The sequence below is a fragment of the Endozoicomonas sp. ONNA1 genome, assembly GCF_024606325.1.
Lineage (GTDB): Bacteria > Pseudomonadota > Gammaproteobacteria > Pseudomonadales > Endozoicomonadaceae > Endozoicomonas_A.
This window is the reverse complement of sequence record NZ_JAHHPN010000172.1, coordinates 1-5991: the sequence shown is the minus strand read 5'-3', so window position 1 is coordinate 5991 and position 5991 is coordinate 1. Positions and strand designations below refer to the sequence as shown.

General features: G+C 49.8%; 5 protein-coding genes. 3 read left to right on the top strand and 2 right to left on the bottom strand.

Annotated features, from left to right (window positions below; genetic code table 11):
• Positions 1-88: 88 nt before the first annotated feature.
• On the top strand, positions 89-1672 hold the full coding sequence (locus KDK19_RS03945) for a hypothetical protein (protein ID WP_257291381.1): 1584 nt from the start codon (positions 89-91) through the stop codon (positions 1670-1672).
• 23 nt (positions 1673-1695) lie between these two features.
• Positions 1696-3432 carry a hypothetical protein gene (locus KDK19_RS03940; RefSeq protein WP_257281283.1) on the top strand — a complete coding sequence of 579 codons (1737 nt, stop codon included), beginning with the start codon at positions 1696-1698 and terminating at the stop codon, positions 3430-3432.
• Between the two features lie 7 nt (positions 3433-3439).
• Here KDK19_RS03940 and KDK19_RS03935 read toward each other — a convergent pair whose 3' ends face one another.
• Positions 3440-3742, bottom strand: a complete 303-nt coding sequence (locus KDK19_RS03935; RefSeq protein ID WP_257281282.1) for a PTS fructose transporter subunit IIB — start codon at positions 3740-3742, stop codon at positions 3440-3442.
• 168 nt (positions 3743-3910) lie between these two features.
• Complete coding sequence (locus KDK19_RS03930) at positions 3911-5170, bottom strand: TolC family outer membrane protein (RefSeq protein ID WP_257291380.1); 1260 nt, start codon at positions 5168-5170, stop codon at positions 3911-3913.
• 646 nt (positions 5171-5816) lie between these two features.
• Here KDK19_RS03930 and KDK19_RS03925 point away from each other — a divergent pair.
• Positions 5817-5991: response regulator (locus tag KDK19_RS03925; RefSeq protein WP_257291382.1), on the top strand; the 175-nt coding region annotated here is incomplete at its 3' end.

Sequence of the window (5991 nt, the reverse complement as noted above, 5' to 3'; positions counted from 1 at the left end):
CGTAGCGAGGATTGCAACCGCAGTAGGACAGCCTTAAGTCCGACAGGCTGCTAGAAGCATTTAAGGTTAATTTATTCGGGAATAAGCTATGTCTACAGGTGGTGGAAATATACCTCCTTCGCGGCCAGGATCTCATATTCCGGTTGTGACTGGGCCTCAGCCCCCCTCATCGTCAGGCACGGGAGGGATCGAACCGCACACACAACCCAATGCACTCCCCGGTGGTCAGAGCGAAACAGCTGATACCCCAATCGGCCAGCGCCGCACAGTACCGACAGCCACCGCAACCCAGCTCAGCCGATTAAAGGCGCTGGAGGGTGAATATCATGAACAATTCAACCAAGTGCTTTCCTTTCAGGCTCAACATGATTTCCTGAACTTTATCCCCAGTCTGCAACAACGCCTTCATGATCCATCACAGTTTCAGGATGACCTGCCTTTCGAAATTGTGTATGTAAAAGATGGCAAAATGACCTCTGTTTTGCCGCCAGACCCTGACCTTCCGGAGGATTCGGAAGAAGCCGCCCGTCTCAGAAAGTCACTGCAAGAAAAACTGACGGTGATTGATCAGAAAAACGGTCCTGAAGAAAAGAGGGCGCTCAGAGAACAGATAGAGGACTCCACAACACTACTGGGTCACATTGGCAGAGAGATTGAAGATGCTGGCGGAACCGTCCCTGCGCCGCCTATCCCGAACATCACTCTGGTGATTGATGAAAATCAGTTCACCGCCCGGGCTCCGGCGAGACGTTTCAACCCTGATGAAGCACGTCAAAAACAAAAGGATCAGGGCCAGTTCCTCATGATTCCAAAAGGCCCTTCCAGACGTATGTCGCCCCCCGTAGCCACAAAATCGTTCAGGTCCGTGCCTATACGTGATGAAGGTACCAGCACCCGATCAACCGAAGTCCAGCCTCCCCACCCTGTACCGGTTGTCAGTGATGTGGAACTTGTTGAACGGGAGATTCCGGTTAACGGAGAAGGTCAATACTCAGATATTTACCTGACGAGGGAGACAGAGGCCGATTACGGCAAAACAGGCAACATTGCCTCCGTGAACGCAGGTTCTATCGATTTGGTATTTGGAAAAAAAGCCTCCGGAATCAATGCCCGGTTTGGGGAATTTTTCACAGACACTCAGCAAGAGGCTATAGAAGAGGTTCAGAAAGATTTTTTGGAAACAGCGAGTCAGGAAGGATACACGGGAGACGTCTTCGCTGGCAGAGAGCTCACTGATAATACCCCTCTGGCAGCCATGTACGGTTTTGTCAGCAAAGAGAGCGATAACCAGGGCACGGTTCTCGTCAGCGTTTTCAGGGATGAACATTGCCCGGCAGGGATCAAGAAGAACCGTGCCATGATTTATGTGGTGCCTCCGAAAGGGTCTAACGAGAACTTTTTAGACAAAAATGACTTTCTTGCAAATGTCCGAATGACCGCTAAAAACGTTGTTGCGACACAGAACAAATACAATCATTGGGCAGCCAAAAAAGATCACCCCACTTTACCTGTACTGCGCACCTGTGCATTTGGTGGCGATATTTATCGTCACCCTGACGCCAATCAGCCGGAAGTGGCGAAGGCCATTCGAGAGGGCATTGCGGATTACTTTCATGAAATCAGCCCTGATCAGAATACGATCAGGGAAATTCAATACGAACATGGCGTCTGAACGGTTCTCAACGGAAGAATATTATGAGCATACCTCCTTCCAACCCCAATAGGCCTCTGGTTCATGGATCAGAATCACCCAACGGACCGGGACAACGGTCAGGTGATGAAACACAGCCTGTGATTCCCAGAGGAGAGCATCCTCCATCGCAAAGGTCTCTGGCGGGTCGTAAAGCATCACAAACCGTGCCCGTTCCCTATTCAACGTCCTCGCCCGCAACTCTCCCACCCACAAACCCGGAAGAAGCCGAAAAGCATTTCATTCAGCAGCGCTTCAGGGTAGAAGCCCTTGAAACCCGAACAACGCTGGCCAGATTTGCAGACAGCTTGAGCCAGCATATTGCTTCAGGCAACCCCGACAGGGCCGAAGCACCACTGCTGATCATTCATGTTGGCAGCAATGGCAAGATGACCAATATCATCCCTGCCGATGAGGCCATCAGAGACCCACAAACATCAAAAACACTCCGGGAGTCATTGGCAAAAACGTTTAAGGAAATTAATGAATATTACACACCGGAAAAAAAGGCTGCGCTGCAAAAGGATCTCGCCGAGGCCAAAAAGGAGTTGGCAAGCAGCGAACAAACTTTGCTGGACCTGCAACGCCCCCTGCCTCAACCTGATTTGAAAGGGCGAGGTATTCCCATTGATACGTCTTCATTGAAAAAGCCACCGGAACTTTCAGAAACTTTTCCGCCACCCAGGCCCAATAGCCACAGGCCAGGCACCTATGCAGTGTCACATGATCTTTCAGAGACAGATGGGCGTACTGAAAAAATTGTCTTTGATAATGTGTCCGGTAAACTCAAATACCCACCCTCAGAAGAAGACTCGGAGCCGAATCTGGCTGCGGGCAGTGACCCAGCGATCGAAACGCTTCAGTTTTATCAAGCGGATTTTTATCAAGATAGCACTGCAATCAGAGATTTTGACTCATCGGGAGATAAGGCCATTCTTTTAAGGCAGGGCGACCCGCTTGAGGACGAAGCTTCTGTCGGTGCTCCGCTGGCCTTATTGGCGGGTCAAAAAAACCACGACTGTCAGGGTTCTGATCACTCTGCAAGGAAAGCTCTGTTGTTCCCGCTACTCATGAATTTCATGCGAAAGCACCGACACCCATCAGCCAATCAATTTCCCAAAGAGGCTACCTATGCCTATCAGGTGGGATTGGCTGCTACCTTGCCTAATACCGTTAAGGTCCTTGAAGGCTACGGCAGTGATACAGAGAGAGAACGTTGTCAGAAGCTGCTGACTGATCTTGAAGATATGCACCCGGCCGTAGCCGAAATAGTTGCCAGGGACGTCACTGGCAGCCAGAAGACCCATCCTCAGGTCGGTGACGAAAAGCCCGGAACAGCACTCTACGACACTCTTACAGCCTCGATCATCCGGGATATCGAGAGGCTTGAAATGGCCCGGTTCGAAAACCGGATGGATGTAGAAGATCTTGAAATTTATAAGAAGCTCAGACAGTCCATGTCTGAAGAAGAGTGGCAGAGTAGGGTATCTGACATCTCACTTGACCTGGCTCAATTGTGTTATTGCTGGATGAAAGGCCTTAAAGAGCAGGGTGAGGTTACTGATGACTGCCAGATCTATCTGCAGGAAAAACCTCTGGATTTTATTGACGAAACCAGACCTTCCCTCGGACTCAATGCCGTCGGTGCATACTCTCGACAGAGAGACTGGATGCTCAGTTATGAGCACCTGCAAAGCCTCTATGACTGGGACGAGCAAGACGATTTCGAGGACGAGGACTGACCAGAGTTCACTCCTGACCCAGTTGCGCCATCACCGCTTCCGGATTCCGAATCGCTTCTGATACAGGTACCTTGATGACCCTCAGATCCCTGAAGCGCTCTTCACCATCAACCGTAATATCCACCGCCAGAATTGCAACATCAGCCTCTTCTACATCCTGAAGGGTGATTTCGTTCTCGATGCCCATAGCCCCCTGAGTTTCTACCTTGATGTCATGCCCCTGATTGAGTGCAGCCTCGGTGAGTTTCTCGGCAGACATATAGGTATGAGCAATACCGGTTGGGCAGGCAGTTACAGCAAGTATTTTCATTGATCGACCCTCTGGAACCACTGTTACCAGTGGAACAGCCCTACTTCATTGTCCCTGTAAGGCTAGTAGAAGATTTCAGGAGTGGGAAAGTATTGATCAAAACTTGCAGAGGTTAGATCAAGTCAGCACCAGAGCAGTGTATTGCTCTGGTGCATCAGTCATTAATGATTATTCCTGCTCGTGCCAGCCTGCAGGAAGGTTAATTTCCAGGTTATCCAGCAGCTCCCCGGTAGCAGCAACAATCCGGAATCGAGCGAAAACTTCCTGATAAATCGCGCTAGTCAGGTTGCGGCTTGACTGGAAAAGCTCATTCTCACTGTCCAGAAGGTCCAACAGGGTTCGTTTACCAATATTAAACTGCTCCTGATAAGCCTTAACGGTTTTTTTACTGGATGCCTCATGTTGGCGAAGGTATTCCATCTGCTCACCAACAAACTCGTGGGCAGACCAGGCCAGCCGCAATGTTTCTTCGACATTCCTCAGCATCCTGTCCCGTTGTGCCCTGCTCTCTTGAGTCCTGTAGGCACTTTCTTTGGAACGGGCCCTGTCAGAACCTCCGCGAAAAAGGTTATAGCTGAGCTTCAGAACTGCTGTCGTGTCGACATGGGTGCCCAACTGGCCATCGGCATTATGTTTCCAGCTCTTATCGATATTCACATCCAACGATGGGAAAAAGCTGCTGTCAGTAGCGGATTCTTCTGACTCGGAGGCCTTGATATCCTTCTCCGTCGCCAGGATACCCGGATGCCTCCTGACGCTGGCCTGAAGCGCCTCATCAAAACTCCCATGAACGGCCAGCTTATAAGCGTCCGGCTGCTCCAGATCGCCGGGCATGGAGCCCACCAGACTGTAGTACTCGCTCTCAGCATCTATGAGATTATTACGGGCATTAATCACGTTGACTGTTGCTCTGGCCACTCGCCCCTCGACCTGATTCAGGTCTGAACTTCTGGCAACACCCTGACGACTGCGCTGGGCAATCTGCTTGAGGATGGAGTTGTGGAGTTTCAGGTTCTCTTCAGCGAGCTCCACCATCTCCCTTCTTTCCAGCACCTTCAGATAGACATCGGTGATTTCCAGAGTCAAATCCTGCAGGGTACTCCTCAGGCGCAGATATTCAGCAGCGGCAGTATGGCGGGCCTGCTCAACACTGCTACTGGTATTGAATCCGGAAAACAGATTCTGGCTAATGGAAAAAGAGGCTTCCTTGCGGGTAAAGCTCTTGTCACCCACAGTTTCATTGGGCTGATCATCAGGGTAACTCTTTTTCTGGCCACCAATCCCGGTCGTGATATCGACAGAAGGCCACCAGCCTCCCCAGGCGACATCAATATTTTCAGTAGCTGCCCGGTATCGACTCAAGCCAGCCTGAGCCTGAGGGTGGCTGATCAAGGCCTTGTTGATCACCTCACTCAGGGTCTCTGCCATTGAGAGGCTGCTGAAAAGAAAACTGCCGGCCAAAGAAATGCCCAGCAGGCATGAACGAGAAAGGCGAAGCAGTAACACTTGCCTCGAAGACGATATCGGATTGAATTTCATGAGCATCCCTGTCCGCCAGATAGTTCAGTTGGATGATTTCCCAATACATCGGCTCGCAAAGAATGGGCTTGAGTCAAACCCCCCTCAGTTCGTCAGGCTATTGGCTCACTTATCGTCTGGCTATTCACCGGCAAATTGTGTTAAAAGATGGAGAAGTCTGGCTGGAATAAAGCCCTTTCAGAATGAACATAAATCGGCCATGAACGACTGAAACCATTTTTCGTCTCCCTCGGGGATGAAAAATTTTTCATGGTAAAAAGTTCAAAAATCTTGAGTCATCAATGCTCTTATCTTCTCAATGAGGATTGAGAAAAGTAAAAAAACAAAGAGCCATGAGCGGAAAAGACTGACCATCAAGACGTAAAAGCAGATCAGTATTGCCATGGTAAACAAAATGAAAAGCACCTGAAGCAGAAGGATCAGATTTCAGGTGATCAGAGTGTGTACGGACAAAAGCATGAACAGCTATGAGTCAAACGTTTTGTCACCAGTGGGTCATAAAAAGGGGGTTGCAACCCTTGATCACCTGAAAGTTATGGTAATCGACGACAGCAAAACCATTCGCAGAACCGCAGAAACACTCCTGAGAAAAGAAGGCTGTGAAGTGGTAACAGCCATTGATGGTTTTGATGCCCTGGCAAAGATTGCTGAAAATCAGCCCAACATTATTTTCGTCGATATCATGATGCCACGTCTGGATGGCTATCAAA

Excerpts from the sequence above, each read along its gene's own strand:
- KDK19_RS03940 (WP_257281283.1), top strand. The coding sequence starts at position 1,696 with ATGAGCATACCTCCTTCCAACCCCAATAGGCCTCTGGTTCATGGATCA.
- KDK19_RS03935 (WP_257281282.1), bottom strand. The coding sequence starts at position 3,742 with ATGAAAATACTTGCTGTAACTGCCTGCCCAACCGGTATTGCTCATACC.
- KDK19_RS03930 (WP_257291380.1), bottom strand. The coding sequence starts at position 5,170 with ATGGCAGAGACCCTGAGTGAGGTGATCAACAAGGCCTTGATCAGCCAC.
- KDK19_RS03945 (WP_257291381.1), top strand. The coding sequence starts at position 89 with ATGTCTACAGGTGGTGGAAATATACCTCCTTCGCGGCCAGGATCTCAT.